This is a genomic window from Sphingobacterium sp. UBA3519, assembly GCF_002377215.1.
GTDB classification, from domain to species: domain Bacteria; phylum Bacteroidota; class Bacteroidia; order Sphingobacteriales; family Sphingobacteriaceae; genus Sphingobacterium; species Sphingobacterium multivorum.
In genome coordinates this window covers 163,665-190,560 of record NZ_DFPI01000022.1, presented here as the reverse complement: position 1 = coordinate 190,560, position 26,896 = coordinate 163,665, and the positions used below count along the sequence as shown (strand labels likewise).

At 40.9% G+C, this 26,896-nt stretch carries 25 protein-coding genes and 1 pseudogene; 8 read left to right on the top strand and 18 right to left on the bottom strand.

What is annotated here, in order from left to right; all coding sequences use genetic code 11:
* Window positions 1-45: 45 nt before the first annotated feature.
* From B3297_RS11900 to B3297_RS11885, 4 genes are all read right to left on the bottom strand, one after another.
* A complete protein-coding gene (locus B3297_RS11900) occupies window positions 46-1,263 on the bottom strand; it encodes a HAMP domain-containing sensor histidine kinase (RefSeq protein WP_236560265.1) in 1,218 nt (405 codons plus the stop codon).
* A gap of 158 nt (window positions 1,264-1,421) precedes the next feature.
* Window positions 1,422-2,102: a response regulator transcription factor gene (locus B3297_RS11895; RefSeq protein WP_070567033.1), complete on the bottom strand. Its 681-nt coding sequence runs from the start codon at window positions 2,100-2,102 to the stop codon at window positions 1,422-1,424.
* 199 nt (window positions 2,103-2,301) lie between these two features.
* Window positions 2,302-3,588 (bottom strand): sensor histidine kinase, encoded by a 1,287-nt coding sequence (locus tag B3297_RS11890; RefSeq protein WP_070567030.1) that lies wholly within the window; start codon window positions 3,586-3,588, stop codon window positions 2,302-2,304.
* Between the two features lie 9 nt (window positions 3,589-3,597).
* Entirely contained in the window at window positions 3,598-4,272 is a 675-nt protein-coding gene (locus B3297_RS11885) for a response regulator transcription factor (RefSeq protein WP_070567028.1), read from the bottom strand.
* Between the two features lie 166 nt (window positions 4,273-4,438).
* On the opposite strand from B3297_RS11885, the gene B3297_RS11880 reads away from it, so the two are divergent.
* Window positions 4,439-4,963: a hypothetical protein gene (locus B3297_RS11880; RefSeq protein ID WP_070567025.1), complete on the top strand. Its 525-nt coding sequence runs from the start codon at window positions 4,439-4,441 to the stop codon at window positions 4,961-4,963.
* Between the two features lie 144 nt (window positions 4,964-5,107).
* Here B3297_RS11880 and B3297_RS11875 read toward each other — a convergent pair whose 3' ends face one another.
* Entirely contained in the window at window positions 5,108-5,857 is a 750-nt protein-coding gene (locus tag B3297_RS11875) for a hypothetical protein (protein ID WP_070567022.1), read from the bottom strand.
* A gap of 245 nt (window positions 5,858-6,102) precedes the next feature.
* Here B3297_RS11875 and B3297_RS11870 point away from each other — a divergent pair, with 245 nt between their 5' ends.
* Entirely contained in the window at window positions 6,103-7,227 is a 1,125-nt protein-coding gene (locus tag B3297_RS11870) for a serine hydrolase domain-containing protein (RefSeq protein ID WP_083295997.1), read from the top strand.
* 81 nt (window positions 7,228-7,308) lie between these two features.
* Here the strand turns inward: B3297_RS11870 and B3297_RS11865 are convergent, their stop codons facing one another.
* From B3297_RS11865 to B3297_RS11850, 4 genes are all read right to left on the bottom strand, one after another.
* On the bottom strand, window positions 7,309-8,205 hold the full coding sequence (locus tag B3297_RS11865; RefSeq protein ID WP_115050007.1) for a 3-hydroxyacyl-CoA dehydrogenase: 897 nt from the start codon (window positions 8,203-8,205) through the stop codon (window positions 7,309-7,311).
* Window positions 8,206-8,269: 64 nt separating this feature from the next.
* Window positions 8,270-10,210, bottom strand: coding sequence for an oleate hydratase (locus B3297_RS11860; protein ID WP_115050009.1), 1,941 nt, complete (start codon window positions 10,208-10,210; stop codon window positions 8,270-8,272).
* Window positions 10,211-10,307: 97 nt separating this feature from the next.
* Window positions 10,308-11,204 carry a helix-turn-helix domain-containing protein gene (locus B3297_RS11855; RefSeq protein WP_115050774.1) on the bottom strand — a complete coding sequence of 299 codons (897 nt, stop codon included), beginning with the start codon at window positions 11,202-11,204 and terminating at the stop codon, window positions 10,308-10,310.
* A gap of 64 nt (window positions 11,205-11,268) precedes the next feature.
* On the bottom strand, window positions 11,269-11,769 hold the full coding sequence (locus B3297_RS11850) for a GNAT family N-acetyltransferase (protein ID WP_115050011.1): 501 nt from the start codon (window positions 11,767-11,769) through the stop codon (window positions 11,269-11,271).
* Window positions 11,770-11,986: 217 nt separating this feature from the next.
* Here B3297_RS11850 and B3297_RS11845 point away from each other — a divergent pair, with 217 nt between their 5' ends.
* Both B3297_RS11845 and B3297_RS11840 read left to right on the top strand, forming a co-directional pair.
* On the top strand, window positions 11,987-12,439 hold the full coding sequence (locus tag B3297_RS11845) for a GNAT family N-acetyltransferase (RefSeq protein ID WP_201303570.1): 453 nt from the start codon (window positions 11,987-11,989) through the stop codon (window positions 12,437-12,439).
* Between the two features lie 22 nt (window positions 12,440-12,461).
* Window positions 12,462-12,662, top strand: a pseudogene (locus tag B3297_RS11840) (VOC family protein); the annotation flags it as partial.
* A 1-nt stretch (window position 12,663) separates the two neighbouring features.
* On the opposite strand, the gene B3297_RS11835 reads toward B3297_RS11840, so the two are convergent.
* From B3297_RS11835 to B3297_RS11815, 5 genes are all read right to left on the bottom strand, one after another.
* A complete protein-coding gene (locus B3297_RS11835) occupies window positions 12,664-13,188 on the bottom strand; it encodes a GNAT family N-acetyltransferase (protein WP_070567003.1) in 525 nt (174 codons plus the stop codon).
* Between the two features lie 3 nt (window positions 13,189-13,191).
* Complete coding sequence (locus B3297_RS11830) at window positions 13,192-13,554, bottom strand: DUF4180 domain-containing protein (protein ID WP_046675035.1); 363 nt, start codon at window positions 13,552-13,554, stop codon at window positions 13,192-13,194.
* 112 nt (window positions 13,555-13,666) lie between these two features.
* The gene (locus B3297_RS11825) at window positions 13,667-14,590 is read right to left on the bottom strand and encodes a Dyp-type peroxidase (RefSeq protein ID WP_070567000.1); all 924 of its coding nucleotides are present in this window, start codon (window positions 14,588-14,590) and stop codon (window positions 13,667-13,669) included.
* 73 nt (window positions 14,591-14,663) lie between these two features.
* Entirely contained in the window at window positions 14,664-15,260 is a 597-nt protein-coding gene (locus B3297_RS11820) for a hypothetical protein (RefSeq protein WP_070566997.1), read from the bottom strand.
* Window positions 15,241-16,026 (bottom strand): class I SAM-dependent methyltransferase, encoded by a 786-nt coding sequence (locus B3297_RS11815; protein ID WP_070566994.1) that lies wholly within the window; start codon window positions 16,024-16,026, stop codon window positions 15,241-15,243. Before B3297_RS11815 ends, B3297_RS11820 begins: the two co-directional genes overlap by 20 nt.
* Before the next feature lie 488 nt (window positions 16,027-16,514).
* Between B3297_RS11815 and B3297_RS11810 the strand changes: the two genes are divergently transcribed.
* Complete coding sequence (locus B3297_RS11810) at window positions 16,515-17,348, top strand: hypothetical protein (RefSeq protein ID WP_139145020.1); 834 nt, start codon at window positions 16,515-16,517, stop codon at window positions 17,346-17,348.
* A 151-nt stretch (window positions 17,349-17,499) separates the two neighbouring features.
* Here the strand turns inward: B3297_RS11810 and B3297_RS11805 are convergent, their stop codons facing one another.
* The 3 genes from B3297_RS11805 to B3297_RS11795 are packed head-to-tail and all read right to left on the bottom strand — an operon-like array spanning window position 17,500 to window position 23,308.
* The gene (locus B3297_RS11805; RefSeq protein WP_070566989.1) at window positions 17,500-18,597 is read right to left on the bottom strand and encodes an efflux RND transporter periplasmic adaptor subunit; all 1,098 of its coding nucleotides are present in this window, start codon (window positions 18,595-18,597) and stop codon (window positions 17,500-17,502) included.
* Window positions 18,598-18,618: 21 nt separating this feature from the next.
* Window positions 18,619-21,909, bottom strand: coding sequence for an efflux RND transporter permease subunit (locus B3297_RS11800; protein ID WP_070566987.1), 3,291 nt, complete (start codon window positions 21,907-21,909; stop codon window positions 18,619-18,621).
* Between the two features lie 10 nt (window positions 21,910-21,919).
* Window positions 21,920-23,308, bottom strand: a complete 1,389-nt coding sequence (locus B3297_RS11795; RefSeq protein WP_286726851.1) for a TolC family protein — start codon at window positions 23,306-23,308, stop codon at window positions 21,920-21,922.
* Between the two features lie 172 nt (window positions 23,309-23,480).
* On the opposite strand from B3297_RS11795, the gene B3297_RS11790 reads away from it, so the two are divergent.
* A complete protein-coding gene (locus B3297_RS11790) occupies window positions 23,481-24,491 on the top strand; it encodes a sensor histidine kinase (protein WP_070566983.1) in 1,011 nt (336 codons plus the stop codon).
* Window positions 24,492-24,494: 3 nt separating this feature from the next.
* A complete protein-coding gene (locus tag B3297_RS11785; RefSeq protein ID WP_070566981.1) occupies window positions 24,495-25,190 on the top strand; it encodes a LytR/AlgR family response regulator transcription factor in 696 nt (231 codons plus the stop codon).
* A gap of 44 nt (window positions 25,191-25,234) precedes the next feature.
* Here B3297_RS11785 and B3297_RS11780 read toward each other — a convergent pair whose 3' ends face one another.
* Window positions 25,235-26,131 carry a LysR family transcriptional regulator gene (locus B3297_RS11780; protein WP_046675049.1) on the bottom strand — a complete coding sequence of 299 codons (897 nt, stop codon included), beginning with the start codon at window positions 26,129-26,131 and terminating at the stop codon, window positions 25,235-25,237.
* 97 nt (window positions 26,132-26,228) lie between these two features.
* Between B3297_RS11780 and B3297_RS11775 the strand changes: the two genes are divergently transcribed.
* A complete protein-coding gene (locus B3297_RS11775; protein WP_159333219.1) occupies window positions 26,229-26,840 on the top strand; it encodes an NAD(P)H-dependent oxidoreductase in 612 nt (203 codons plus the stop codon).
* The last annotated feature ends 56 nt before the right edge of the window (window positions 26,841-26,896 follow it).

The window sequence follows — 26,896 nt, the reverse complement described above, 5'->3', positions numbered from 1 at the left end:
CCACAATATGCTGGTTAAGGAGACTTAAAAAAAAATAGCATGCTATCAGGATAGGGAACGATGTGAGATATCAATGCTAAAAACACTTCCAACGCCTTTTGCCGAGCGGACGGTGATCTCGCCTTGATGGAGAAGCACGATTTTTCGGGTAAGCGATAAACCAATACCATTTCCCTCGCTATAATCTTTGTTGCTTCCACGATAGAATGGTGTGAATATATTGGGCAGATCGACTGGGTCAATGCCTATTCCGTCATCTTTAAATTCCAGCTGAATTCTATTTTCATCCGCTTTGATAGCGATTAGGCATTTTTGATTGGGTGAAAATTTACAGGCATTTTCAATGAGGTTGACAAAGGCGACCTGCAATAGATACTCATTTGCATTGATGGATAGAAGTTTTTCATCTTCAATCGCCGGATCGACAAAAATGTCGAGTTTATAATTTGGACTTGACTGGAGAACCTGCTGGCATGCATCAATTAGTATTTCGTCTATACGTAAGGTTTTAAACGCGATTTCAGCACTGTCGTAACTTGCTTTGGCAAAATCAAGTAAGCTATTAAATAACTTCTTCAGTTTTTGGGCATCATTTAGCGTATTGTCGATGACAGTTTTATACTCCACTATGCTACGGTCCTTATTGGCAGAAATCTCGAGTTCTGCAATCATGGCGGCCAAGGGTGTTCTTAGCTCATGCGAGATATTGGAGACAAAATGCTTTTGGGCATCAAAGGAGTTCTCGAGGCGGTCGAGCATCGCATTGAATGTGCTGGCCAATTCGGAAAGCTCGTCTTTATTTCCGCTACTCGTAAGCCTGGCATCCAAACTTGTCGCAGAAATGGTTTTTACACGTTGTGTCATTTCCAGGATAGGTTGAAAGACCTTTTTGGAAAAGAATATTCCTGCTGCATAGATCAGAAATATAGACAAAATGAAAACCAAAAAAATGGTAGATAATAGACTATTCAGTTTATTGTAGCCGTATTGATCATAGGCTGCGGCTGTGATGATGTAAGTTTTGTCTTTATATGGAAAGGTTATGCCGATGACCTGCCATTTTTCCTGATAAAATCGTATCTCTTTATTTTTGAGAATATCCTGCAGCATGGCTGGTGTCTCTTTGACAAAGTCGATATCTACGGCATCATGATACAAGAGATCAAAACGGGTGTCGTAAATTGCAACCTCGACTTCGTTGAGGATTTTTCGGTTGTTGTGGTAGATATCTTCTAAGGTCTTTTTGTCGACTTTTGCATTCAAAAAAAGGTTTGCTTTGGTGTAAGCTTCTTTTTTCTATAGGGCGTAAAACTCTCTTTCCCGATTCTCCACCGCTGAAAAATATACTGTACAGGCAAATACCAGCAATATGGTGGCTGTAATCAGCGTGAATAATATGGAGATTCGTGTCCTGATCCGCATTAGTCCTGTTTTAGAATAAAGCCCATTCCGGATCTGGTATGGATATATCTGGTTGCAAAATCTTTGTCGATTTTTTTACGTAGATAGTTGATGTAAACATCAATGAAGTTGGTTCCGGTGTCGAAATGTGTTTCCCACACTTTTTCAGCAATTTCCATTCTGGAAAGGACACGCTCGGGATTTTGCAATAAATAATGGAGTAACTTGAACTCTTTGGGGGTCAAATGGATTTCGGTATTATTCCTTTTGACGCTTTTGGTATGGAGGTTCATTTCCAGGTCTCCATAACGCAAAATTGTTCCTGTGAGTGTATCTTGTTTTTGATATTTTTTGAGCAGGACTCTGATGCGGGCTAGGAGTTCGCGCATTTCAAAAGGTTTGACCAGATAGTCATCCGCTCCGGCGTCAAAACCCTCAATTTTATCGTCTGTAGTTCCTAATGCTGTTAACATGATAATGGGAACATCGGGTTTGATATGACGAATCTCTTTGCAGAGATCCAATCCATCCATCTTAGGGAGTACGATATCGGTTATGATAAGATCAAAGTCGTGTTGTAAGGCCATTTTCTTTCCAGATATGCCGTCGTAGGCAATAGCTGTTTGAAATTCATTTTCATCAAGTCCGCGTTTGATCAATCCTGCGACACGTACGTCATCTTCGACTAGGAGAATCTTCATATAAAGAAAAACGTTAAAAACTTCGATGAATCGAAATTTATCTATGATACCAAATCAGGGGCTATCCATGCATCGTCCCTACAAATGTATTAAACTAAGCTAAATTTACACGGATATGCAAATAAAACTTTCTACACGGTCCTGCGATGACATCACTTACCTAATGTCTGTTATTGATCGTAGGACTACTTTTGGAATTTTAAAAATGAATGGAAAAAATATGTTGATTATTTTCAAATTGATAATCAACAATCCAGCCTTGATACCGGGCGATTTCGGTAATAATTGCCAATCCTAAACCACTGCCTTGGCTGTTTTTCGAAAGTTTGGAAAACCGTTTGAATAAAAGTATTTTATCTAAGGGCATTGAACCGGGGTTATATACCGTTAAAGAAGTTTGATTGAGATGTACAGCAATTGTATCGTTGGCATTGCTGTAACGTATGGCGTTCAGGAGTAGGTTGTTGATCAGAATTTCGGTCAGACTGCTGTTTCCTGTCAGCAGCACCGATGGTTGGATCTCTTGTTGCAGTCGTAGCTGTTTTAGCTCCAGATGTTCTTGCATGACTTCAATACTTTGTGTAACAAGCGAGTCCATACTGATTTTTTCGGAATGATCGAATTGACTGTTGTCAATCTTGGCGAGCAGCAGCAGGTTGCGGTTGATTCGCGTGCTACGTGAAAGCGCTTTATGCATATCTTCAAAGAGCTGGTATTGCTCATCGCTTAGATCCGGGGACTGCAATAAGATATCTAACTTATTTTTTAGGATTGCCAAAGGTGTTTGCAATTCATGAGAAGCATTTTCAGTGAATTCCTTTTGTGATCGGTATACGGCCAGGTTTTTTTCAAGAAGCTTGGATAAGGATTGATTAAGCTCATGGAACTCTATGGTGTCCGTTTGCTGAAAGTCAACCTGTTGTTGACTATTGAGATTAAATGCCTTCAATTTATCAACGGTATCTCGAAATGGTTTCCAGAGCCTAAGTGATATTTTTCTGGAGATAATAAGTAAACCAATGACCAAGATAACAAAGAAAAACAAGGTTGTTGCGGCGATGGCGGCGATGGTTTCTACAGATTCTTCAATATTTGTTTGTACGGTAAAACGATAAGGCGCACCATTGATCTGAATAACAGATGATAGGCATCTAAATCGGTCAATTGTCTTTGGCTCGACAAAACGCTGCGGTTTTTCGATGGTATACACGCTATCTTGCAATAAATCGCCCGGCTTTACGCGATGTATATTGGTTTCAGGTTGTATGTTATTCCATAAAGCGATGCTGGCTTCGAGCTTGTCTTCGGAGAGTTTTAAACTGTTCAGTTCGTAGGTTGTTTTTTTGACGATAATTTCGTTATGTTCGTCTAATTCACTTTTCCATATCCCGTCGATTACAAAATAATAAACAGGAATACTGACACCTAGTACAATCAATACATAGAGTAGAAATGGGGTCGTTATTTTGCTCAGTAGGGGTTTCATCTCACTATTTTAATTTTCCCATTTGTAGCCCGTACCGTATACCGTTTTGATATAGGATTGACTTCCGGCGTCCTGTAGTTTCTTTTTTAAATTTTTGACATGAGCATAGACAAAGTCATGGTTATCGAGCATATCAGCAATGTCGCCGGACAAGTGTTCTGCTAAGGTACTTTTTGAAATTACTTTATTTTTGTTGCCGATAAAAAACATCAGCAGATCGAACTCTTTTTTGGTCAATACAACAGGAAGATCATTGACAATAACAGTTTTTGCCAGTAGATCAATCTGTATTTCATTTTGCACAACAATATTTGAGCTATTGAATTGTTTTCGACGGATCAAGGAATAGATTCGTGCTGTGAGTTCAGATAAATGGAAAGGTTTGGTCAGATAATCGTCGGCCCCCAGTTGTAGTCCATGGATTTTGTCGTCCAATGCATTTTTTGCAGAAATGATGATCACACCGTCCTGCTTTCGCTGCGTCTTCAACTCTTCGAGTAGTTTCAGACCATTTCCATCTGGTAGGCCGATATCCAGTAAGATACAGTCGTACTGGTATAACTGAATTTTGTCCAGAGCATCCTGCAAAGTTGGCGCAAATTCGCATAAATACTGTTGCTCGCTAAGGTATGTAGCGATGCTTTTGGCCAGCTCCAATTCGTCTTCTATGATCAAAATCTTCATGTGGTAAAGATAGAACTTCAATTTAGTAGAAATTTAGAATTTATTTCGCAATGATCTATCAATTTTGTTCATTTTTATTTCTTGTCCTACGACAAGTGTAATCGCTATTGAAACGTGTAATTTTAGTCTAAATCAGTTATTTAGTATTTAAAAAAATCAAAACGAAATGGATAAACCGAAATCATTAAAATTAGAAATCATCATTCCTGCTTATCGCATGCACAGTCAAATTTTTCTGAATGCGTTGGATGGCGTTTCGGAAGAAGATGCATTAAAACGAATTGATGGACAGACCAACCATATCGTATGGATGGCGGGTAATTTTGTAAATGTGCGTTATGCAATGGCACATGTTCTTGGGCTTCAGGAAAATGATCCTTACCATGAGCTATTTTTTATGGGAAAGACACTCGATGAAAGTTATCACTATCCCAGTGTGCAGGAATTAAAAGAAAATTTTAAAGCGATATCACCGAAAGTCTATGCTGCTTTGCTGCAAGTGGACGATACGCAGCTGGCTGAACTATTTAAGATTAATATGAATATCCCTTTTATTGAGGAGGACAAGCTAAATTTCATAGGGATGTGTATCGGACGGGAAGATTATCTGGCCGGTCAGATTGCCTTGATGCGAAGGTTGCTGCACTATCCAGGCATGAAATACGATATTGACGAAAAAATCCAGTACTAAAAGAAAAAATCCAGTACTAAAAATAGAGACTCAAGATCGGCCGCTGCTTAAAACGTTCGATCTTGAGTTTTTTAAGTATGGATCTAGCCGCATGATCTGTCTGCGCTGAAAAGTCAATACGTTGGTTATACCTAGAAATAAGGTTTACTCGCTACCTTTTATCGTCAATATAACACCTGAATATTTCTCGTGGTCTTTACCGATATAGAGCAGATCGACTTTTTTTGTCGCAGCATCCTCGAGCTGTTTTTTCAATAGATTTAAATCCATTTTTTCTGTTTTTTCCTGCCATTCATCGGTCGATTGGGGCCTGAACGAAGCAATGTTCTTCATGTCAAAAAGTGCCGAATTTGTGTCGAGCTGCTTTGAACGATGTATAAAAACAGTGTCGCCCACGATTTTATCTATTTTTATCCAACCTGCAGGAAGTCCATTTATACTGTTACCATCCTGATCGGTAAAAAAAGTAGCGCCATAAAGCTGGCCTGCCTTTAGTTGCTTCAAATTATCAATCATCTGACCAACTTCTTTTTCCCGTTGTTGATTTCCCAATTTATTCTTTACCCCATAAATGACTGCCCAGATAAGGATTGCCGCAGTGACAATTAGAAATCCTTTCCATAACTGAAAATAGGGGATGCTATACTGACTTTTGAACGCTTTGATCTCTGCTTTTAATTCATCTGAATAATTCCGTGCGTGAATCAATTTACCCTGTTCGTCGTAAAGTCTGGAAAGTTTGACAAATCCACCGCCAAAAGGTAGGCCTATAAACCGACGGGCTGGCGTAATAATCTGCAAGGTGAAATTTCTTGGCGCGTTTTCTTTTTTTAAGGTTGCGGTTACCGTTTTTTCTGCTAATACAAAGTCGTAGATACTGAAAATAAAAAACATAGTCTGTCGTGATTTTTTAATGAAGAACTGAGGGAAGGATTCCGGATCAGTTCGGCTTCATGAGAAATGAAGCATGAAAGCAAAATTAAAAGAAATAAATAAAAATCAATAAAAACACCCGCGCATTGCAAGAAAATTTCGATTTTTGAAGGGTACATTTTTGAAAAGCAATAAGGTCAAATTGATTTAATACGCTGTGCCTTTCAGGAGGCTGACAATATAAACCGAAATGTACTGTATAAAATATGATAAACCTAAAACTGAGTTTTATTTTGATCTGTGTAACAAGTGTTGTTATGGGACAAAAAATGGATAAATCAAAATTGGATAGCACCATTGCAGGCTATTATAAGGACCCGGCAGCTCCGGGGATTAGCTGTGCAGTTAGCCAAAATGGTCGTCTTATTTATCGTTATGCAATTGGACGTGCAGATTTGAAGGAAAAGCGTGCAATCACATCCAGCTCACATTTTCGCCTGGCATCGGTAAGCAAACAGGTGACTGCACAGGCGATATATACCTTAGTGATTCAAAAGCGTTTAAAACTAGACGACCCATTGTCCCTTTTTTTTAAAGATCTGCCAGTCGCGCTGAAAGGTATTACTGTAGCACAGCTTCTGCAACATACATCCGGAATCTGGGACTATGAAGAGCTTATACCGAAAGAAAGGAAAGATCAGGTATCGGATAAGGATGTGCTGAAGTATATCCGGCAGACTGATCGTTTATATTTCCCTTCGGGAAGTCAATTTCGCTATAGCAATACAGGCTATTGTCTTTTATCGCTGATTGTCGAGCATGTTGCAAAAAAATCCTTTGCTTCCTTTGTCAAAAATCACTTGTTTGAACCCATAGGCATTAGCAAGGGATTGGTATATGAACCGGGCACGACGGTTGATGAACGAGTCTACGGTTATCATCCGACAGAAGGCTCCTACCTGTTTGCCGATCAGAGTGTGACAAGTGCGACACAGGGGAATGGGGGTGTTTATCTATCTGCGGATGAATATCATACATGGGCCAATTTTTTGGTAAAAGATCGGTTAATACAGCCGGGACTGGAGCAATTGTTCGATCAAATGGCCTACCCGGTAAAGGATGGAATAGCGTATCATTTCGGATGGTTTATTCAAAAAAATGCAGGCCATAAAATCCTGTTTCATTCAGGTGAATCTACCGGGTTTCATCATATCGTATATATCGATGTACAGAAAGACCTTGTGGTTTCACTTTTTAGCAATCGTGATGATTTGATGATCGGTGAAGCATTTGATGCCATCCTTAAAACAATGGGTATCAGCAAACCGGTATTGAATGGACAGCATCGTTCAACTTTTGCATGGTTGAACGGAGTATATGCAAATGAGTGAAAGAAGGAAGCGGATTGAAATAAGCATAAACACTAAATCGTCACCGCTCCACCTGCGACGATTTAGTGTTTATGAAGAGACCTACTTTAAAAAGTCGGGCGATTGATAGGCTGGATTGGGATAGGTATAGAACCCTTCCCCAGTAGCGACGCCCAATTTGTTTTTGTCTATAAAATGCTCTTTGAGATAGGCCACTGTTTTGATCTTTAAGGGATCATTTGTTGCATCGGCGCTCATTTTATTGATATTATAAGCTGTTGTGATGCCAACGATATCGAGTATGCCGAAGGGGCCTGTTGGCGCCCCAGTGGCAACCATCCAGGTTTTGTCGATCGTTTGGGCATCCGCCACTTCGTTGACCAAAAGATCTGTTGCCGCCGAAAGTAATGGGACAAGTAAGGAGTTTACAATATAGCCAGGCTGCTCCTTGTGCAGCGGGAGGGCAACCATGCCAATGGATTTTGCAAAGTTTACAACCTGCTCAAATACAGTTTTGTCTGTACCCGGATGGCCCATAATTTCTGCTGTATTGTGCTTCCAGATTTCATTGGCAAAATGTAGCGCCAGGAACTTCTCTGGACGGCCGGTTTCTTGGGCAAATTGACTTGGTAGCAAGGTTGAGGAGTTTGTGGCAAAAATGGTTTTCTCCGGAGCCACTTTCGCTAACTCCTGATAGAAGCCAATTTTAATGGCTGGGTTTTCGGGAACGGCTTCGATAAGAAGATCTGCGTTTGCTACCGCCGCGGCCAGATCTGAACTATAACTTAGCCTGTCAAAGGTTGAAGCCAGTTGTTCTTTACTCGCATGAAGATCTTTCTCGAATGCCTGCGCCAAAATATCAAATTTTGCTGCTGCTTTTTTTAATACATCGTCGTTGATGTCGTATACAGTGACATGATAGCCATGAAATGCTGTTTGGAAAGCGATTTGATAGCCTAAAACCCCACTGCCAGCTATCGTTATATTTTTAAAGTCCATGATGTTATTGTTTTTTCAATTCGTAAAAATCTGCGCCACGGAATCATGGCGCAGGTTGTGATCCCTATCCTTTAATTCCTTTTAACCAATCTTTGAATTTGGTGATCTGCTCTGTCAGGAAAGATTCATGGTCTTCTTGTTCCTCAGAACCGATAGGCAGGATATGTTCAAAATAAGTGCCTTTTAGCATTTTACGTAGTAAGCCTTCGCCCACAAATGGTTTGTCATCATTTAATGTTTTGGCTGCTTTCAAAAGATGGCGGATGTCGTATTGTAGGGGATTAATATCCGGAACCTGCTTGTTTAAGTTCAGCAGTTCGTATACCGCAATACGTGCGGTACGTACCGAGCTTTCCATGGTAAAGACAACGTCATTGTTGGTTTCGACAAACTGACCGATCAAGCCCAGGTTTTTACATCCTTCAGGTACGACTCTCGGACGGTCGCCTTTTGCTCTTGGCATAAACATCGAGGTGATGTAAGGCATAAATGTCGTACGTACAATCGTATTTTTGATAACATCGTCCAGTTGATCAATAATGCCCAAATGGTGACATAGTTCGGCTAAAATTTCATCTCCAGTACATTGTGGCATTGGCTTTTTGATGTAATTTCCTTCTTTATCCATAAATAAGGCATATACCCATAAGACAAGAACATCATCCGGTTGGCCAGGGAAATGTGGCTGTCTATTACAGGTGAAACTCATCAGCCAATCAGAATCGGTAATGGTAATAATACCGCCAGTGACTGTTTTGCCGGAATAAGGGTCATTGACAGAATATTCTTTTAGTTTTTCGACTAAAGCCGAAGGTTTACATGTCAGGGTCGCAGACTCCCATGCTGATTTTTCGATGTTACTGCAGAACTTTTCGGGTTTACCAAAGATGGCGGATTTGGCAGCCAGATTTTTCCAGAGTTTCCAGCCTGCACTTTGACCGCTGCTGCTGTTGTCGATAGCGATGATCGGTGCATTTTTGTTGTCGCCGTAGAAGGTATCTTCTGTCATTGATCCAGTTGTCACAATGACGAAGTCGTCTTTTCCGATTGGAATTTTTACCTCTTTACCGTCTTGTTCTGTAATCAGGGCCTCCACAACTTTTCCATCGGTATTGCTTTGGATATCCAAGTCTTTGACTAACACATTGAATCGAATGTTTACACCTTTGCTTTGGAGTACTTTGCGCAAAGGGGTCACAAAGGTGTCGTATTGATTGTATTTCGGGAATACGAGTGATGAAAGATCATTCAATCCGTCTATCGCATGTAAAAAGCGGTGCATGTACAATTTCAGCTCAAGTAAACTATGCCAGTTTTCGAAAGCGAACATGGTACGCCAGAAGGTCCAGAAATTGCTGGATAAAAATGACTCGCTGAAGTAGTCTTCGATGGTTAAGTCATCTAAATCTTCTTTATTTTTGAGGAGCAATCGAATGATGGCCAGCTGATCCATTTTGCCCAATCCAAACTTGCTGAAGTCTTTTATCTCACCAAGTTTATGAATAAGCCTTGCTTTGGAGTAGTTGGAGTCGTTGTCATTGATCAAACGGTACTCGTCCAGAACACTGTAGGGGGCAGGCATTTCCAATGCAGGAATGTCCTGAAACATATCCCAAAGATTTTCGTAGGTCATATCCATTTCCCTACCACCGCGGATGACATAGCCGTCGGTTGCATTACCGGCGCCATCTAACGAGCCGCCTTCCACATGGAGCTGTTCAAGGAATGTGATGTTTTCAGCAGGAACATGACCATCTCGGATAAAATAGTAGGCTGCAGACATCCCTGCTATACCGCTTCCGACGATGTAAATTTTACTGTCTTTATATGATTTTGGTGGAATACCTTTATTGCGTTGATAATTTCCGATCTGATCAGAAAAGGGCATCGATTTTTTCGGTGTGTTACGTTGTTGTTCTTTGCTTGAATCGGGTTCATGATTTACATTTCCATATTCAGCAGATGCATTTAATACTTTGTCGAATTTTGAGGTGATTTCTTTCATGATTCTTATGTTTTTTTAATTGTTGAGTAAAGTTACAAAGACCACCTTAATCATTTGTGCCCTCAAATTCGCTATTGTTCTACCGAATTTCCTCTTTCTACATATTTTGTCGCTTTCGGTACTCTGATGGCGATAAGGTGGAGTATTTTTTGAAAAAACGACCAAATGCTGAGATGGAATTAAATCCGATTTCATAAGAAATTTCTGAGATAGTCTTTTCGGGATTCCCGAGCAGCACATAGGCTTCTTTAAGCACACGCTCATCAATAATTTCATGTGGTGTTTTACCTGATGCTCTTTTAACAATCTGAATGAGGTATTTGTTTGAAATAAATAACTGGTCGGCGTAATATTGTACTTCTTTGTATTGATTGCTATGTCGCTGAACCAGGTCTGTAAACTTATAGAACAGGTTGTTGGTCTCTTGTACACTTTCCGTTGTATTATGGTCTTTAGAGACCAATTCGTCGGCGATCTCTAACAGGAGATTAAAGATGATCGTGCGGATGATATCTGCTGTAAAATGTGTTGTTCTTAAGGTAACTTCTTTGAAGTAGTCCATTAATTTTAACAGCTTGTCAATTTGTTTATCTTGGGAGCTGACAATGGTAAAGGTCGAATTTTTAAAAAGCCCCAGTTGTTCGATAAAGAATGGATTGACAATATGTTTAAGCAGGAATGCTTTGTCAAAAAAGAGTAGCTTCATTCTAAAGTCGGCGCTGACCTGCGAAAACCGGATAATTGTTGTTGGGGCGGATATGAGGATATGGTTTGTCGAGATATGGTATTCCTGATTGTCTACCTGAATATTTATATCGCCCGCTGTACAGATACAGATGGCATAATAATCAATACGAAAAGCATTGCTTGGGTATTCAAAAATCGGATTTCCAGAAGAAATATAATAGGGGCGGTGGCAATTTACGCCAAAGAATGATAAGGTATCTTGAAGACTTTCGTGTGTATTATAAGTTGTTTTTACCTTAAACTTCATTGACTTTTTGTTCGGTTTGGGCATATACAGTTCCTATTGTTTTAAATATTCGAATGGGCTTTGTTTATTCGGATGCTGTCCGTTTGAGCATCAGCTTTTCTGTGGCAATATCGTCTTCTATCCCCACGAAGAAACTTTTGAATCCGAATTTATTCAGTAGTCGTCTCGATGCGGTGTTATCGGGATCAATAATACCAATCACATCTTTACCTGGATTTAATGTTGTGGCAAGGGCTAGCATCGACTCGCAAATCTGTGTTCCCAGCCCCTTTCCCCAATGTTCTTTGCGGAGCAAATAACCAATTTCGAATACACTTGGATCTTTTTTGTAGTTAACAAGCTTACAGTCGCCTAAAAGCTTTAGCGTATCCGCTTCGATTACTTTAAAATAGCCTAAATCAGGATCCTGGTTGATTTCTAGAATCGAATCGAACTTTTTCCGGGCCTGCTCTTCGGACAATCCTTTGCCGGTAATGTATTTCATGACATCATCCGCTTTAACCAAGTCGTGGAAAGCGTCAAAATCTTCCGGAAGATATTTTTTGAATAGAAGTGTATTGTACATGGCTAATGTGTTTATTTACAAGATAAGGTTGTTTTCTCTGAAATCAAATTATCGGAACCTAAATCATCATCTTTCTGTCTTATTTAACTTTTTCATGATTTTAGTTCTCCAATTTAACTTACATTGCCTTTCTGTAAAGCGGAAGGGAAGCTTTTATAAGAATGCTATTCCGTAGCGATACGGTGTAAATAAGAATTTTTAGAGGGAGATAATCGTTATGGAAATAAGAGCGGCAAGTGGAGCCGACTATGCGGCAATCCTGCGCATTTGGGAAAATTCGGTTCGGGCAACACATGATTTTTTGAAAGAGGAGGATCTTCAGTTATATAAGAGACTGATCCCAACCGAGTATTTACCACAATTAAAGGTCTATGTCATCGATGACGCTGGACAGCCTACTGCTTTTTTCGCTGTCTCCGATGATAATCTAGAAATGTTATTTGTGGATTCAGCCTACAGGGGAAAAGGTATTGGGACTGTGGCACTACAGTATGTGCTGGATAAGCTCCAGGTGTATAAAGTTGATGTCAATGAGCAAAATCAGCAGGCTGTTGATTTTTATCTGAAAAAAGGATATCAGCTTATCGGACGCTCAGCTGTAGATGGTATGGGCAAATCCTATCCGATCTTGCATTTACATCACGAGAGCGCTATTAATGGATCGAAATAATTTTAATAAAATGAAATAACTCATGATACAAGGTTTATACGAAACGCATATTCAGGTGCGGGATTTAGCTAAGTCTGTCGCATTTTATACGGAGGTACTGGGATTACGTGTGGCACATCGTGATCCGACACGTCCTATTGTTTTTTTATGGATTGGAACCGGCAAAGACTATATGTTGGGCCTGTGGCAGGAAGAAACAAACTTTCAACCGAGACATTTTGCTTTTAGAGTGGATAAAGAGGATATCTTGAACTATGCCGTGGACTATCTGAAAACACGTGACCTGACACCTTATAATTTTTTAAAGGACGGGATCGAAGCACCGATGGTCTTTGCATGGATGCCTTGTTTTCCGGAGCTACCGAGGCCATGATCCGATGTTTATGATACTGACGGAACAGGGCCGCTATAACTGTTTTTAGTCCTTCTTTGGCATAACCCTGTTGCTGGAATTCTTTTTTTATGGTACAGCCCAATTCCACCTGCAGGTGTTCAGCACCAAAAAAATGAACGCCAATATCGCCGATTACAGCCTTTGCTATTTTGTCGGTCATAACGAGCTGAAACCAGGACTCTGGAAGATTGAACGTGTTTGGGTTTTTTGCTATAAATTCATCGACTTCTGCCAAAGAGTCTGGAATCCAGCCCTGGTATTTATTGGTTTCTTTATCTGAACGATACCCGAATATTGCCCGACTGTCTTCCGGCATGATGGGCCGAATCGCTAATCTTTCTGAATCAATGCGCATGGTTTAACGTTTTGAAAATCTGGCTATCGCTTCTTCACGCGTACCTACAAAATTGATTTTTTTTGATTTATTGCTTTCGTAGATAAAATCGTTTAAACTTTTGCTGTTGTATTTGGAGAAATCGCCAACGATGGCAATGTCAAAGCCATACTGCGTATATTTTTGAAGAATTTCACCGGCAAGTTTTGTTTTAAGTTCGAAGAAGTCATCCGTGATGTTCTCTTGATAAATAATTGCTTTGTATGCTTCTTGCGCGCCACAGTCGACCATAATCTGTAGACCATCATCGAGATTATGGATAAAGACGCCTGAACCTTTAACTTCAGCAATGTTTTCGTCACCTAGCTGAATAATAGTGATTTCCATTTTTTTTGTTGTGTCGTTTGAAAAATATATTTGTGGGATCAGATTCCATGATCCATTGCACATCGTTGGGATATGCTGTTGAAAATGATCCGAGATAGCGGATAAATAGGTTTTAACCTGCAAATTCTTTCAGCATATTGATTGTTGGACAGAAGAACAGGGAGCCGGTATGTGCTGTACTAAAGTCTAGTATTCTATCGTAATTTCCTTCGGGTTCACCGATAAACATTCTGTTCAGCATCAATTGTACGGTACTGAATGTGCTGGCGTAAGCGATAAAGTATGTTCCCATTTCATTTGTTGCGATTTGCCCAAAAGGCATATTGTCGCGCACAATCTTTAAATCGTCACCGACATTGGCCAGGGCCGAATGAGAATTGGCCGGTTTTTCATCGTCGCTCATCTCAATATCGTTTGCTTTGCTTCTGCCGATGACCTTTTCCTGATCGGCGACGGGTAAAGAACGCCAGGCATTCATGTCATGAATATATTTTTGCACAAATAAATAGCTTCCACCCTTATAGGCTGCATCCTCATCACCTACGATACCAAAGAAAGCACGATCCTCACCAAGGGGATTTTCCGTTCCGTCGACGAAGCCCAAGATACTTCGCCCATCCCAATATCTGAACCCATGAACTTCCTCCTTGCAATCCGCAACGGGATTTAATAAGGCTGCTATTTCGGTCGCCATGTCAATGCAATAGCTTTTTTCATAAGCACGAATATGGAAATGTAAATCTCCGGGGGTAGCCACAGCAATATGTTTTTGACCGATGATAGGTTCGAAAGGAACCAATTCCTTTGGCATAGGTTCGTTGAGTTCAAGCTTTTTCCAGGCATGGTGGCTTATGCCCAATACCACGCTTGCTTTCACAAGATTTGAACGTACCTGTGCCGAATTGTTGAGATTGACAACCAATGCACATAAGCGTTGGAAGACATCCTTAATGACCACATTTTCGTGGAAATTCCATACCATAAACACCGTATTGTTGCTCGGTGTATCGATGACATTTTGGGCCTGATGATCCATAAGATAAGTTGTTGTGTGTTGTACAGCCTTGCTAAGCTACAAATAAAATCGGTTGTACGGATAGACTTTTTGATTACTCGAATGCGGTTTTTTGATATAGTTTGACGATTTCATCAATGACCAGATCCGGTTCGTCATAAAAGACATGATGCTCCGCATTTTGAGCCAAAAGATAACGTCTATTGTTTTTTTGATCTGCAAATTTTTTAAGGGCAGCAATAAATAAACTGCGATCGGGTTCTTCAAAAGGCGATTTTCCTGAACCAATGACAGTCATGGGGACATTGATTTTTCCTGCAACCTCATGTAAAACAGCCGTTGACGCTTCGTAGTTTAAAACGAGATGATAGAACCCTAGGCTTTCTTTTTTGATGTTATCAAGTTCACTGGCATATTCGCTCTTCAATGATTTGGATCGCTCCATGGTCATGAGATAAGGGGAGACAATATCGATCATTACTGTGCCAACAACCTGAGCGGGATTGGAACCATCATTTCCCGCTCCAGATTCAAAGACAATGGGGATACCTTTTCCTTCCATTAAAGTGAAATGAAGGCTATGGTTGCCTACATTGATCATGGTATCCCTGAGCTGTGCTTTTACGGCCAGCCCGGGAAGTGTCAGTAGGAGGAAAACGGATAAAAGGAGATTATACTTTAGCCTGTACATCGTTCATTTTAAGTGTCATGCTTGTCGCTTCTGTCTCGATCCATTGGCTGTATTCGGCGATAGCCTGTAAGCGAAGTTCGTCGGAGATATACCCTTCCGTAACCATTTGTCGCGATTGGGCGACTTTGTTCCAGATGGCCAGATTGGTATCAAAGTTAGCTTCTCCTTTTTTGTAGGTCTGATCGGCATTGATAACCTGAACAGAATGGAAACCTGCTTCCTGGAGCAGTGCAGCGACCTCATCAGCAACACGATTGTTCATACCTGCATCTGCTCTCCACTTCAGGAAAGTATGGTAAAATGTGAGCATGCTTTCCGGAGGGGCGGGGTTCCATTCAATGGCGGTGTGATTGTAGTCTAAAATAGAAATTTGTCCTCCGGGCTTTAACCAGGATTTGAATAAGCCCAATGCCCTGGGAATATCACTTAACCATTGCATGGTGCGCGGCGTTATAATCAGGTCGAAAGGATGTGGAGGCTGATAATCAAAAATATTGCTGCAGACCAGGTTCAGATTTTGGGTGCTACCATAGTGCTCATTGCCACTGTCGATAAATGACTGTGTATTATCGAGCCCGGTTATAGTTCCGTCGCCGATATAGCTTGCTACCTCATTCGTGAGCGTTCCGGTACCACAGCCCACGTCCAAGATTTCCATGCCAGGAGATAGTAAGGGAATAATCGTTCTATAATCGAAGGATAATGTTCTTCTTTCAAATATCTTATTGGCCTGTTGGTCTTTTCTGTCGATAAATTTCTCTTTCATTGGATTTGGTTTAGTTGACTGTAAATATAGCTTTTGCTTTCCGGTTAAAAAAAAATCTATTCGTTTAACCGTTTTTGTTACGCTAATCAGACCAACAGTTGATGGTATTCCTTGATTTGTTTATGGTTACTATCAGTCGAATATCCTATTCTCCATTAAGAGGGATATAATAATCTTTTTACAAGGTATTAACAGGGGGTTAACTGGGGATTTACCCCTGCTAACCCCCTGTTAACCCCCTGCAATATCCCTGTTATTATGTAAACTGATGTAAAGCAATTTCAAAGCTGTATCGGACGATAAAAGAGGGCCATTTACTGCTTTATGACGATCATGTACTATTTTGATAGAAACAGTGATACTTTGCGATTAATACCCTAATTAGGAAATTATTTTATGTCGTTTCGTTGTTTTTTTAATAATAGTTTTTTATATTGTTGTACAACAGCACTCGTGCCGTTGCAATTACACTAAGATATCCTGATTTTATGCGAAAAGTATTCAAAGTTCTCACGCTAACGTATTGTGCTGTTTTTCTTTCAGCCTGTTCTTCCAACTATCTCATGACATTCAATGGGGAGAATGTAAAAAAAGATGAAGACAAGGGAACGTTTTCATTTAATAATGATACAGTACAAATTGATTATTCCTTTGCCGACAGAAATGGTCGAATTTACCTTCGAATAGAAAATAAAATCGATAAACCGATCTTATGGGATCTTAAAAATTCGGCCATGATTATTAATGGTAAAACGCAAGGTTATTCTGTTGAACAAGCTGCTTTTAATGGAAAGATGAATGCTTCGGTTTACGATATAAACGCTAGTAAATCCACTATATTCAATGATACTTGGGTAAACGGTTCTATCACAGGATCGGTAAGTTTGCCTAAAGATGTGGTGCTTATCCCACCACATGCCTATGTGGATGGGCATTATTTTGATTTTAAAAACGATGTTAAATCCATTGTACGATCATCCCAAAAAGAAAAAGTGTATATGTATGATATGAATGGCGAGAGTTTTGCGGTAAAACTTGCTCGATTTGAAGGCGCTGATTCACCTTACAGTTTACGTAGTTATTTAAGTTATTCGATTTTAGAAGATGGTAAAGCCATTGTTAAAACTACGGAGCAAAAATTTTATGCTGCCCAGCTTTGGCAGACCGGTTCAGTAGCGCTTAATAATATTATTGAACTGTATAATAAGCGTGGAGACGTGCTGGCTGTTAAGGAAAAAAAGGGGCAGGAGGCTATGATCGTTGGCGGGGCCTTAGCACTAACTGCAGCAGCAGCAGCAATTGACCCGAAAGCAGCTGAATAGTGCTTGTCAAAAAGGCATTTCAAATAACCTGTTTAAGGCTGCCCAACCCTTTAAATTTATGGGCATTTAAATTAGAAAAACCGAATAAATTAGAAAGACCGAATCCGGTTATGGGTTCGGTCTTTCTTTTGTTTAGGAATTAGGAGATGTCCTATTTGACTGATGTACCGTCTATAATCTCTTCATCCGCTTTGCTGACCAATTTGGTGTCTTGTTTTAAGTCGCCAAATATTTCGATCTGACCATCGATGCTGCGTCCTTTCTGTACAGGAATACGTTGTGTTTTGTTCGAAACAACAGCAATCACAAAACTTCCTTCGCCCGAAGTAAATACGGCTGATTTCGGTACAACAAAAGTACTATCCTGAGATGTTAAAGGCAATTCGACCTCTGCAACCATGCCCGGCAATAACTTGTTGTCGGTATTGTTAATGTCAATTTCTACCCGTTCGGATCTTAACCGGCTGTCCAGGGCACCCGATTTACGAGCGATCTTACCCGAGAAGGTTTGCCCCGGCAATGATTTGACGGTAAATTGTAAGGGCTGGTTTTCGGTCAGGAAACCCGAATATTGTTCCGGAACAGCAACGGCTAACCTCAGTTTGCGTTGTTGTTGAATGGTCATGATGGGCATTTCCGAACCACGGCCAGCTGGACCAACATAGGCGCCTTGATTGACATTTCTTGTTGCGATGACACCGTCGAAGGGTGCTCTGATTTCCAAATAATTCAAGAGGTTTTGTACTTCTGCATAGGCTGATTTAGCGGCTTGGTACTGGGCAAAATCAGCATTCTTTTTTGACTCAGCAACCTCAAGATCGAGTCTAGCCACAGTTCCTTCCACCTTGCTGGTTTCGAAGAGTCTATCGTAAGTGCTCTTTGTAGCCATATAAACTGCTTCTTGCGATTTGAGCCGCGATTTTGCAGCAGATAGCTGTGAACTCAATTCGGGAGCTTCCAAGACAGCCAACAACTGGCCTGCATGCACTTTACTGCCGATGTCCACATTGAGGCTTTTGACATAGCTACTGACCTTGGCGTAAATTTCGACCTGCTGGAATCCCGTGATTTCCCCAGGGATCTGCATTTTATTGGTTAATTTCTGTTTGGAAGGTACAAATGTCTCCATTGCCGGAGCTGCAGCTTCGGGACTTTCTTTTTTGACATTTTCCTCGGCTGCCGAATGGCATCCTGCTAAGGATGCGATCAGGCCGGCGATAGATAATATTTTGAACAAATTATTTTTCATATTTTATAGATTATACTGCTTTTACGATAAAGGTTTTAATGCGGCAATATAGTGTTTACTTTCTTTGTCTTCAGGATCTAATGAGATCGATTGTGTACTGCTTTTTTCTTGCGCCCAAGCAAATATGAGCGGTAAGATGACGAGTACGGCAAATGTTGAAAATAGTAATCCGCCAATGACGGCTCTACCGAGTGGTGAAACTTGTTCACCACCTTCACCATGGCCAATGGCCATAGGGAGCATGCCTACAATCATGGCTAAACTGGTCATGATAATGGGTCTAAGCCGTAAGGATGCTGCCTCACGAGCGGCAGCCAGCGCATCTCCATGATGCCGACGGATATGTTCGGCATTGGTGATGAGGAGAACAGCGTTCGCAATGGATACACCCACCGACATGATAATCCCCATGTAGGATTGTAAGTTGAGGGTAGATCCGGTTAACAACAATAGAAGTAATGACCCCAGCACCACCGCAGGAACTGTGGTGAGTACAACCATAGAAACTTTGAACGATTGGAAATTGGCTGATAGCATCAGGAATATAACGATAATGGCAACAGCCAAACCAGATTCAAGGCTGCTCATGGTTTCTTCCAATACTTTTCCGAGGCCTATTTGCTCCATGGATAATCCACGCGGGAGTTCACCAAGGGCTTTGATACTACGTTTTACATCTTTGGAGGCTGTTTTCAAATCGGTATGATCAATATTTGCTGTAACTGATACATAGGGCATCGCGCCCAAATTGTCATTTTCTCCATAAGTGAAGGACGGTGTGATGGTTGCAACGTCGCTCAGTATTGGTCGCGCCGAATTTTTCAATAAAGGGATTTCACCGATTTCTTTCTCATCTTTCATTTTATCGATGGGAACCTGAACTTGGACATTATACGAGAGTCCTGCTTTTTCATCGATCCAGGTGTTTTTTTCGGTATAACGCGAAGATGAGGTGGACGCGATAAGCGATCGTGTCACTTCGCTGAGATCGATACCCAATTGTGCAGCTCTAATGCGATCTATTTTAATATCGTACGAAGGATATTTAATGGATTGTGCTAATTGTACATCTCTAAAGTAGGGGATGGCTTTTAGTTCCTCGATCAATTTTCCGGCGTACTTTTCGTTGTTCTTTTTGTTTTTTCCTGCTATCCGAACTTCAATAGGGGTAGGCGACCCCTGGCTTAATACTTTATCCGTAAGTTCGATCGGTTCAAAGGATACCTGTACATCGGGAACTGCTGCTTTCAGGCGTTTTCGGTATTCATCACGGAAACTGTCCATATCATGATGGTAGTCTTTCAGTGCTATTTGGAAAACAGCTTCATGTGGACCGGCCATGAAAAGATAGATCGGCGATACTGAAAACTGCCCGGGGTGCTGACCGATATAGACAGAAGATATGCTAATATGTTCTTTGCCAACCAGTTTTTCCAGTTCGGCCAGCGCCAGTTTTGCTTTTTCTTCGGTGCGTTCGATACGTGTACCTTCAGCGGCACGAAGGCGCATTTGAAACTGGCTGGAGTTGACTTTCGGAAATACATCCTGGCCTATCGTGGAAAGTAAAATGACAACAAGACTTAGCGCTCCAAGCAGATAGATCACCGTAATGGTTTTCTTTCTTTTGAACAAGCGATCGAGCATTTTCATGAATCTGTTTCTGAACCGTTCAAAAATACTGATCTTTCCATCGTTGTTAAAGTCGTCACGTTCCACCAATAGTTTCTTCTGATTCAAGGTATCCTGTTCGGATTCTACGGTCAGTCCAGATGCTGCAAACTGGGCTTCATCTGCATTTAAACCCTCGGATTTGGTCGCATGTGGAGCCTTATGGGCATGATCTTTCATAAACCAGTTTGCCATGATGGGAACGAATGTCTGCGAAAGAAGAAAGGATACGATCATCGAAAATCCAATGGACAGGGCCAAGGGAAGAAATAGCGAGCCCGGAATTCCCGTCATGGTAAATGCAGGTGCAAATACGGCTAATATACAGAGCAGGATCAATAATTTTGGTAAGGCGATCTCCTTACAGGCATCCCAGATAGCCAAGGCTTTGGGTTTACCCATATCCAGATGCTGGTGTATATTCTCGATCGTTACCGTACTTTCGTCGACCAAGATACCAATAGCCAGGGCTAGTCCGCTGAGGGACATGAGGTTGATGGTCTGCCCGAAGAGTTTCAGAAAGAGCACTCCGGATATCACGGATATCGGTATGGTCAGGATAACGATCAGCGCGGCTCTTCGATCACCTAAAAATAGGAGCACCATAAGTCCGGTCAGGATAGCTCCGATGGCACCTTCGGTAATCAAACTCTTTACCGAATTGATGACATAAACGGATTGATCAAATTCATACGATAACTTGACGTCGTCGGGTAAATTCTCCTGAATTTTTGGTAAAGCTGCTTTTAAGTTCTGGACGACTTCCCATGTGGAGGCATCGCCAGCTTTGGCAATACTGACGTATACGGAGCGCTTGCCGTTGACCAAGGCGTAGCCTGCAGTAACATCAGCTCCGTCCTTTACCGTAGCGATATCTCCAAGGTAAAGATTTTGTACACCACCTTTAAATAGCGGGATTTTTTCAAAATCTTTGACCTCTTTAATGGTATTATTGGTCGGCGTAATGTAGTTTTTATCCTGAATGCGTACGTTTCCTGCCGGGGCAGTTTGATTGTTCAGTCTTAGCGCTTCTACAACCTGATCGGGCGTCATATTGTGGTTCCGCATTAAATCGGGATCAACGTTGACCTCAATTGTACGTGGACTTCCCCCAAAAGGAGGGGGCGACAGTAGACCAGGGATTGACGTAAACGATGCCCGGACATAGACGTTGGCTAGATCTTGTAGTTCGTTGTTAGAACGCTTGTTACTGCTCAATACCAGTTGGCCTACAGGGAGGGATGAGGCGTCAAAGCGAATGATGAACGGCGGTTGTGAGCCTGGAGGAAAGGAGGCTTGGATCCGATTGGCCAGGGCACTTAGCTCGGCTGCAGCCTGGGCCATGTTGGTGTCTTCGTAATACGATACTTTCATTAAGGTCAGACCTTGAATATTCTTGGTCTCAATAGACTTGACCCCATTGGCAAAAAGAAGGATATTGACGTAGTTTTTGGCAAAATAAGATTCCATTTGATCCGGCGAATAGCCACCAAATGGATGGGCAATATAAATAACCGGAAGGTTCATTTTTGGCAGGATATCCACCTTGATCGATCGAACGGCACCTATGCCAAAGACAATAAGTCCCAATACGAGTACGAGGATGGATATCGGCTTGCGTAAGGCAAAACGTATTAAATTCATGTAATGTTATTTATAGTTCTTTGTTGAAAATATCAAAATCTCCCGCAGCTGCGGCTTTTAGTAAAAGCGACTGCCAAAGATTGATGTGGACGATCTCTCGATCGGTTTCGGCTCTATTTAGTGTATAAAGGGTCTGCGTCACGTCGACAAGTGTCGCTAGGCCGTTTTTATACATCGTCATTTTTTGATTGTAAGCTTGCTGAGCTGCCGACACTTGTCGGGGAGCTTCTAGATCACTTTTTAGGGCCAATTGGATTTTCACATCAGCGGCATCCAGCTGTGCTGTCAATTGGGCTTCGGCAGTTTGGTATTCTTCTCTCAGGGCATCATTCGTAAAGCGCTGTGCACTGATTTTTTTATTGATACGCGCAATCGAAGTCAGATTCCAGTTTATGCCCAATCCCAAGAGATAATTTTGCCTACTGGGACGAACCCCTTTCCAATAATTTGTGCTATATGCTTGTAAATCCGTAATGTAGTCGCTCTTAAAACCAGATCCCCTTGTCTGAAAGACCCCAAAGGCACTTACAGTGGGAAGATACTCTTTGGTTGATAGTTTCAATTGTTGTTCGCCAAGTTCAATTTTACTTTTATAAAATTGCAGCATAGGATTACTTTCAATCAAGTTGCCTGAAAGCGGAGTTAGCTGTATAGGTGTTTTCTGAACCAGAACAGTATCTATTTCGAGATTTTTCGCTGGAATCCCCATCAATACCGTCAGCTTATTGTTTTGCTCCTTAACATTTTCACGGGCCTGATTGAGACTGATTTTTGCGCGCGATACTTCCGCTGAAGCAAGCGTAGAATCTACTCCGGGTAATATTCCGTTTTTTACTTTGGTGGCAGCAATATTTAAAAATACCAGTGCGCGATCCAGATTCATCTGTTGATTTTTTTCCAATCGTTGACTAGCCAATAAATTGAGGTAAGCCGCAGCGATCTTGATTTTATGCTGGAACTGTTCCTGACCGAGATCGGCCTGTAGTCGTTTGGTATCGGATTTGGCCAATTCGATACGTTCTTTTTTTCGTCCAAAGGTGTAAATGTCCCAATTGACATTGGCTAAGTAAAGCGCACCAAATGCGGCATTCCAATTTTGTTCTGGAAGAGCGGCTCCCGAAGAAGCTACACCCAGCCCACCAAATCCATACAGCGGACCATTTTGTCCGTTGACTGTTCCAAAGTCCTGTTGGGCTACGATGTTCAGATTGGGCCAAAAGTCGCGTTTGACTTGTTCATTGGTCTGCAGGGAGGACTGGAGATAATATTCCTTTGCCTTGATATTTCCATAATTTGCAAGACCCTGTTCTACGGCGTCGCGCAGTGTAAGCGTCTGAGCGAAGGAGGAGGATGTCGCAAGTGACACAGCCAATGACAGCACTAAATTCAATTTCAGCATAGGTTATCTATCATTTTATGGACACGAAGATAGCGATGAGCTAGGCTGTAAGGCCCCTTTTAAATGATCTATCGTGTTTAAAAGTGACCAATTTAATTCGTCATTTATTTTTCTGCTGTTATAAACTTAAAACTCTTACTTTGTAACAGAATTTTAACAAAAAAAAAGGATTATGAGAAAGGTTTTGGAGAACAAGATGATACAGGAAGTCGTCCTATTGATCTTTTCGTTTATCCTCTTTACGTTGAACGACTGGATTTTGATCCTGAGTTGGAAGGGATTTTTGATGGGGGTGCTCTATTTCCTGATCCTTTATGCGCATGCGCAACTAAATCGCTTTTTTCTATTGCCATTACTGCTTAAAAAGAATAAACCCCTGTTGTATATTCTGGCTTCGGTGGCAACGCTGCTGATTTTTGCACTGATATTAAAAGAGCTGACGGATAACGTCATTTACAAGAATTGTTTTCTCTACAAGAATCTGGTTCAGAAAACATTCCATTATCAATTTGGTGTATTATTGGGCTCGTTGATCTGCATATTGGGCAGTATCCAATTTATCGAATTTTACCGCTTTCAACGGGTGAAGACCAGACGCGAACTGCTTTCCAATCAAACGCAACTGTCGCATTTAAAAAAGCAGCTCAACCCACATTTTCTATTCAACACGTTAAATACCATTTATGGTATTAATCTAAAGTATCCGGAACGTACTTCTGAATTGATCATCAAAGTGTCTCAGCTGCTTCGTTATCAAATGGAGAGCAGTGAACGGGAGTATGTGCCTATGGATGATGAAATTGATTTTATTTCAAGTTATATTGAACTGGAACGCGAGCGGTTAGGCTATCGAACGAAAATTGAATTTGACTATCAAAAAGAGGAAGATATCAATTATCAGATAGCGCCAATGTTATTGATTACTTTTGTGGAAAATGCTTTTAAACACGGAACCTGCAGTATTGAAGATTGTTTTGTACATATTTCAATCAAGATTGAAAAAGGGAACTTATATTTGCATGTCCGAAATTCTGTTCCGGTCAAGAAAAGGAATGTGTTTTCGGCGAAAATAGGTTTGGAAAATACAATAGCGCGATTAAAACTTTTGTATCCTAATCGGTATACATTAACGACAAATTCCAAAAAAGAGGAGTATGAGGTGTCATTGGTTATAAATCTTTAAACAATGAATAAAAATAGCTGTATTGTGGTTGATGACGAACCTGCGGCGCATTATGTCCTGGTAAATTATATTGAAAGAAGTACTGATCTGCAGTTGGTCGCTCAATGTTATAATGCTTTTGAGGCATTGGATTTTCTTCGGGAGAACAAAGTAGATTTAATCTTCCTGGATATTGAAATGCCCGAAATTAATGGGATGGAGTTTCTGAAGATGCTGGATAACCCACCCAAAACGATTTTGACAACAGCATATTCCGAATACGCATTGGAGAGTTATGATTACGGCGTTGTTGATTATCTGTTAAAACCTATTTCATTTCCCCGTTTTTTTAAGGCTGTTCAACGTTTTTTATCCTATAACACGACTGTGTCGCCCCAGGAAGAAGAACCCAAATCAATTAGTATACGCATGGATGGTCGTATTATTGACGTTAAATTATCGCAGATCGATTTTATCCAGAGCTTTGGCAATTACGTAAAAATTGTTACCCCGGGACAAACTTTTTTAACAGCAAGCACCACCCAACAAATTCTCACACAGGTGCCAGCATCAAAGTTTGTCCGTATCCACAAATCCTACATTGCTTCGATCAATAAGGTGATCAAATATGAGCATGGAATGGTACAGATCAATAATACCTCCCTTCCGGTCGGTATTACTTTCCGTCGAGAGTTACAGGAGCGGCTAGCCAATAAATAGGTCTGAGCGAATGGAGGTCTTGTTGCTATGAGCGAGTCAGGTGACTACCATTTCTCTTTTAACAGCGTTTCCAACTGCCCAATTTCTTCCTGATACATGGTTTTCTTTCTAGTTCCGAAGTAAAGGATATTTTCGACAGGCGATGTCCCTTCCCAGATTAGTTTTATTTTCCCGGATGCAATTGCTTCAGCACATAGGAAGTCAGGAACAATCGAAAAGCCTGTATTGTTGCTCAAACAGCGTATGATGGAGCTAATATTGGGAACAATATAATTGGGGCTAAAGTCTGGATGTTCGCCAAAGTGTGTTGACCAGTAGTTTTTTAAATGATCCATATCGGCAGCCGTGCTATACCATAATTGTTTTTTAAGGAGTTGAGCTGCTTCTTTAATTTTATTGGCACTCAGCAGTGCTTCCAGTGTGGATGTATCCGTCTGACACCCTGCAATCAAGACAATACGTTCTTTTGAAAAAGCTTCATACTGTAGATTCTGTTGGTTTCCTTTTTGAGGCGTAATAATAAGATCCAATAAACCATTATCAAGATCCTGTTGCATCTGCGGATATTCTCCAAATTTGATAATTAAATTGAAGGGGAGCTGGGCAATATGTTCTTCGAGGGTGTACTGAAAGGTCTCAAAACACATTCCGATACTGATCGTTATACGTTCGTCCAATGCCCGTTTGTGAAAATGCTGTTCACCGGTTTCTAGTTTTTTAAGCGGATCAATAACATAGTTATACAAGATTTTCCCCTTTTCGGTCGGCACCATTCTTCGCGCAGAGCGATCAAAAAGCTTGTGCCCCGTAAATGCTTCCAGGGAATTCAGATGTAAGCTTACCCCCGGCTGAGAAATAAATAATTCCTGTGCAGCTGCAGATAATGTTCCGGTTTCATAGATTGCCTTAAATGTACGAAGCCATTCTAAGTTCCATTTCATAGTTATTATTTTTATGATACAAATATACAATTTAAATTATTTGTATGATTCAAAAATATGATAGAAATTTGTATTATCAATAATAAAAATTATAGAGATGAAAATATTTATTATCAACGGCGGACAGAAATTCGCACACTCGGGTGGTTCTTTCAATACCACAATAACAAATTGGACCGTTGAAACATTGGCTGAAAATGGATTTGAAACAAGGGTTACCAATATCAATGATGATTTTGATCCAATGGTTGAAGTTGAAAATTTTAAATGGGCAGACATTATCGTTTACCATTTTCCTGTATGGTGGTTCCAGGTTCCGAATCGTCTGAAACTTTATATCGATGAAGTCTTTACGGCCGGCCACAACAACGGTATCTATAAGAGTGATGGTCGATCGCGTAAGAATCCGGCAATTAATTACGGCACCGGGGGGTTGATGCAAGGTAAAAAATACATGGTGACTTCGAGCTGGAATGCCCCTGAGACAGCATTTACAATGGAAAATGAGTTTTTTGATCAGCATTCAGTTGATGCCGGTGTTTTATTCGGTTTTCATAAGATGAATCAGTTTGTAGGATTGGAACACCTGGGAAGTTTCCATTTTCATGATATGGAAAAGGGGGCATCTCAAGAACGTGTCGACAATTACGAAAAGGAATATAAACAATATTTGGAAGAGGTCTTCCATTTGGAAACTACGTTGAACTAAAAATTTATTGATCGATAAATCGCTTTATCCATGGCGTTATTGCGATGAAAAGAGTA

What these genes read in the sequence shown, in the direction of transcription:
- B3297_RS11860 (WP_115050009.1), bottom strand. Translation starts at nt 10,210, where the DNA reads ATGAAAGAAATCACCTCAAAATTCGACAAAGTATTAAATGCATCTGCT.
- B3297_RS11815 (WP_070566994.1), bottom strand. Translation starts at nt 16,026, where the DNA reads ATGAAAGAGAAATTTATCGACAGAAAAGACCAACAGGCCAATAAGATA.
- B3297_RS11805 (WP_070566989.1), bottom strand. Translation starts at nt 18,597, where the DNA reads ATGAAAAATAATTTGTTCAAAATATTATCTATCGCCGGCCTGATCGCA.
- B3297_RS11800 (WP_070566987.1), bottom strand. Translation starts at nt 21,909, where the DNA reads ATGAATTTAATACGTTTTGCCTTACGCAAGCCGATATCCATCCTCGTA.
- B3297_RS11845 (WP_201303570.1), top strand. Translation starts at nt 11,987, where the DNA reads ATGGAAATAAGAGCGGCAAGTGGAGCCGACTATGCGGCAATCCTGCGC.
- B3297_RS11810 (WP_139145020.1), top strand. Translation starts at nt 16,515, where the DNA reads ATGCGAAAAGTATTCAAAGTTCTCACGCTAACGTATTGTGCTGTTTTT.
- B3297_RS11835 (WP_070567003.1), bottom strand. Translation starts at nt 13,188, where the DNA reads ATGCGCATTGATTCAGAAAGATTAGCGATTCGGCCCATCATGCCGGAA.
- B3297_RS11795 (WP_286726851.1), bottom strand. Translation starts at nt 23,308, where the DNA reads ATGCTGAAATTGAATTTAGTGCTGTCATTGGCTGTGTCACTTGCGACA.
- B3297_RS11890 (WP_070567030.1), bottom strand. Translation starts at nt 3,588, where the DNA reads ATGAAACCCCTACTGAGCAAAATAACGACCCCATTTCTACTCTATGTA.
- B3297_RS11870 (WP_083295997.1), top strand. Translation starts at nt 6,103, where the DNA reads ATGATAAACCTAAAACTGAGTTTTATTTTGATCTGTGTAACAAGTGTT.
- B3297_RS11820 (WP_070566997.1), bottom strand. Translation starts at nt 15,260, where the DNA reads ATGTACAGGCTAAAGTATAATCTCCTTTTATCCGTTTTCCTCCTACTG.
- B3297_RS11855 (WP_115050774.1), bottom strand. Translation starts at nt 11,204, where the DNA reads ATGAAGTTTAAGGTAAAAACAACTTATAATACACACGAAAGTCTTCAA.
- B3297_RS11830 (WP_046675035.1), bottom strand. Translation starts at nt 13,554, where the DNA reads ATGGAAATCACTATTATTCAGCTAGGTGACGAAAACATTGCTGAAGTT.
- B3297_RS11790 (WP_070566983.1), top strand. Translation starts at nt 23,481, where the DNA reads ATGAGAAAGGTTTTGGAGAACAAGATGATACAGGAAGTCGTCCTATTG.
- B3297_RS11895 (WP_070567033.1), bottom strand. Translation starts at nt 2,102, where the DNA reads ATGAAGATTCTCCTAGTCGAAGATGACGTACGTGTCGCAGGATTGATC.
- B3297_RS11775 (WP_159333219.1), top strand. Translation starts at nt 26,229, where the DNA reads ATGAAAATATTTATTATCAACGGCGGACAGAAATTCGCACACTCGGGT.
- B3297_RS11865 (WP_115050007.1), bottom strand. Translation starts at nt 8,205, where the DNA reads ATGGACTTTAAAAATATAACGATAGCTGGCAGTGGGGTTTTAGGCTAT.
- B3297_RS11850 (WP_115050011.1), bottom strand. Translation starts at nt 11,769, where the DNA reads ATGTACAATACACTTCTATTCAAAAAATATCTTCCGGAAGATTTTGAC.
- B3297_RS11780 (WP_046675049.1), bottom strand. Translation starts at nt 26,131, where the DNA reads ATGAAATGGAACTTAGAATGGCTTCGTACATTTAAGGCAATCTATGAA.
- B3297_RS11825 (WP_070567000.1), bottom strand. Translation starts at nt 14,590, where the DNA reads ATGGATCATCAGGCCCAAAATGTCATCGATACACCGAGCAACAATACG.
- B3297_RS11880 (WP_070567025.1), top strand. Translation starts at nt 4,439, where the DNA reads ATGGATAAACCGAAATCATTAAAATTAGAAATCATCATTCCTGCTTAT.
- B3297_RS11885 (WP_070567028.1), bottom strand. Translation starts at nt 4,272, where the DNA reads ATGAAGATTTTGATCATAGAAGACGAATTGGAGCTGGCCAAAAGCATC.
- B3297_RS11875 (WP_070567022.1), bottom strand. Translation starts at nt 5,857, where the DNA reads ATGTTTTTTATTTTCAGTATCTACGACTTTGTATTAGCAGAAAAAACG.
- B3297_RS11785 (WP_070566981.1), top strand. Translation starts at nt 24,495, where the DNA reads ATGAATAAAAATAGCTGTATTGTGGTTGATGACGAACCTGCGGCGCAT.